Annotated in this window: 2 rRNA genes (1 of these 2 cut by a window edge); both read right to left on the minus strand. The window is 55.6% G+C overall.

Annotated features, from left to right (window positions below):
* Nucleotides 1-115: 115 nt before the first annotated feature.
* Nucleotides 116-230, minus strand: a 5S ribosomal RNA gene (gene rrf / locus FG154_RS19950).
* A 103-nt stretch (nucleotides 231-333) separates the two neighbouring features.
* Nucleotides 334-2,500: ribosomal RNA gene (locus FG154_RS19955) — 23S ribosomal RNA — on the minus strand; it runs 663 nt beyond the window's last position.

Consider the following 2,500-nt stretch of genomic DNA (forward strand, 5'->3'; position numbering starts at 1 on the left):
CCTTCAGGTTATGAGCCTGACGAGCTACCGGGCTGCTCCACCCCGCGGCCGTTTTTTGCGTCTTTGTGACGCGTTTGATTTTGTTTTCGTTCTGGAGGATATCGTTTCTTTTCAGGTCTGGCGGCGACCTACTCTCCCACGTCTTGAGACGCAGTACCATTGGCGCGACGGCACTTAACGGCCGAGTTCGGGATGGGATCGGGTGTTTTGCTCGTGCTATGGCCACCAGACCGGAGAAGAAACGACAACATCAGGCTTTATGCTTGTTCCAGGTCGGTTTTGCTTCTGATCTGGGGTAGAGCTTTGGCTTTTTGAGCCTTGCTGTTACCGGGTCAGATCAAGCCAATCGGGCAATTAGTACCAGTCAGCTGAACGCATTGCTGCGCTTACACCTCTGGCCTATCGACGTGGTGGTCTTCCACGGCCCTCAAGGGAGACCTTGTTTTGAAGGGGGCTTCCCGCTTAGATGCCTTCAGCGGTTATCCTGTCCGATCATAGCTACCCAGCACTGCCGTTGGCACGACAACTGGTCCACCAGTGGATCGTTCACCCCGGTCCTCTCGTACTAGGGGCAACTCTTCTCAAGTCTCCTACACCCACGGCAGATAGGGACCGAACTGTCTCACGACGTTCTAAACCCAGCTCACGTACCTCTTTAAATGGCGAACAGCCATACCCTTGGGACCTGCTCCAGCCCCAGGATGAGATGAGCCGACATCGAGGTGCCAAACGATGCCGTCGATATGGACTCTTGGGCATCATCAGCCTGTTATCCCCAGAGTACCTTTTATCCGTTGAGCGATGGCCCTTCCACTCGGGACCACCGGATCACTATGGCCGACTTTCGTCTCTGCTCGACTTGTCAGTCTTGCAGTCAGGCGGGCTTCTGCCATTGCACTCGACGACCGATTTCCGACCGGTCTGAGCCCACCATCGCGCGCCTCCGTTACTGTTTGGGAGGCGACCGCCCCAGTCAAACTACCCACCACGCAGGGTCCCGGATCCAGGTAATGGACCGCGGTTAGACATCAAGAATGCGAAGGGTGGTATCTCAAGGTTGGCTCCACGGGAACTGGCGTCCCCGTTTCGATGCCTACCACCTATCCTGCACATCACATTCCTGATGCCAGTGCGAAGCTATAGTAAAGGTTCATGGGGTCTTTCCGTCTAACCGCGGGAAGTGTGCATCTTGACACACAGTTCAATTTCGCTGAGTCCACATCAGAGACAGCGGGGAGATCGTTACGCCATTCGTGCAGGTCGGAACTTACCCGACAAGGAATTTCGCTACCTTAGGACCGTTATAGTTACGGCCGCCGTTTACTGGGGCTTCAATTCAAGGCTTGCACCTCTCCTTTTAACCTTCCAGCACCGGGCAGGCGTCAGACCCTATACGTCGCCTTGCGGCTTCGCAGAGCCCTGTGTTTTAAGTAAACAGTCGCCACCCCCTGGTTTGTGCCCCCCGCCTCTGGTTGCCCAAAGACGGGGCCTCCTTCTCGCGAACTTACGGAGGCATTTTGCCGAGTTCCTTTGATGTGGTTCTCTCAAGCGCCTTGGTATTCTCTACCAGTCCACCTGTGTCGGTTTAGGGTACGGTCTGATGGAGGGCTATTTCCAGGGACCGCTCAGCAGCCCGGCCAATCCGATAAGGCCGAACTACACCTGCGATCCGTCACATCCTCCTGGCCCAGGAATATTAACCTGGTTCCCATCGACTACGCCTTTCGGCCTCGCCTTAGGGGCCGGCTCACCCTGCTCAGATTAGCTTTAAGCAGGAACCCTTGGACTTTCGGCGACAGGGTCTCTCACCCTGTTTGTCGCTACTCATGTCAACATTCTCGCTTCCGATCTCTCCACCGGATGCCTTACGGCCCGGCTTCACAGAAAGCTTCGCGTCTCTGTCTCCCCGGAGGGATAAGAGACATGAAGCTGTATCACGGAACGCTCCGCTACCACGCGTATTGCTACGCATCCTGAGCTTCGGCTCGTGGCTTGAGCCCCGTTACATCTTCGCCGCAGGACAGCTTGTCTAGACCAGTGAGCTGTTACGCTATCTTTAAAGGATGGCTGCTTCTAAGCCAACCTCCTGGTTGTTTTGGCCGTCCCACATGCTTTCCCACTTAGCCACGAATTGGGGGCCTTAGCTGCAGGTCAGGGTTGTTTCCCTCTTCACGACGGACGTTAGCACCCGCCGTGTGTCTCCCGGATAGTACTCTCGGGTATTCGGAGTTTGCTTAGACTCAGTAAGGCTGTGGGCCCCCATCATCCATGCAGTGCTCTACCCCCCGAGGTATTCGTCCGAGGCGCTACCTAAATAGCTTTCGCGGAGAACCAGCTATCTCCAGGTTTGATTGGCCTTTCACCCCTAGCCACAAGTCATCCAGACCCTTTTCAACGGGTGTTGGTTCGGACCTCCATCAGGTGTTACCCTGACTTCATCCTGCTCATGGCTAGATCACCTGGTTTCGGGTCTGATCCCACGAACTCGACGCCCTTTTAA

The organism is Cereibacter sediminicola, from assembly GCF_007668225.1.
In the GTDB taxonomy this organism is placed as follows: Bacteria; Pseudomonadota; Alphaproteobacteria; order Rhodobacterales; family Rhodobacteraceae; genus Cereibacter_A; species Cereibacter_A azotoformans.